1 pseudogene is annotated in these 431 nt (G+C 69.8%); it reads right to left on the bottom strand.

The window, feature by feature from the left end:
• Positions 1–431: pseudogene (locus tag CP49_RS48310) on the bottom strand (flagellar hook-length control protein FliK); the annotation flags it as partial.

Below are 431 nucleotides of genomic sequence, written 5' to 3'. Positions count from 1 at the left end.
ACCTGAAGCAGGGTTTGCCGTGCGATGGCGGCATCGGTGTCATCAAGCAGATGATGCGCGGTGGCTTCGATCGGCGCATGCGGGGCAATCGTAGGCGTGGCGATCGGTTGCGCGGCCGGCAGCGCGCCGCGGATGGGCGGAGGCGGCGTGTTGGTGTGAAAGGTCATGTCCGCGCCACGAACGTCTTTCGGCGTGGTGGCGACCCGCACCGGGTTGCCAACCTGCTGCAGCGCTTCCTGCAGCAGGAAGGTCGCACCGGCCGAAGGTCCGGCGTCGAGCGCCGCCGCCAGCGGATTGCGGGCCTGGCCCGCCAGCGCAAAATTCTCGGCGGCGGGCAATCGCGCCTGCGGCAGCATGATTTCCTGCGCATCGAAGGCAGGCGACAAGGACGGCGCGAGGGTCGCGGCGGCCTGCGGCGACGCGGCTTGCTG

It is taken from the genome of Bradyrhizobium valentinum (assembly GCF_001440405.1).
Lineage (GTDB): Bacteria > Pseudomonadota > Alphaproteobacteria > Rhizobiales > Xanthobacteraceae > Bradyrhizobium > Bradyrhizobium valentinum.
Note: the sequence above shows the minus strand (reverse complement) of the source record. Positions and strands in the feature narration are given on the sequence as shown.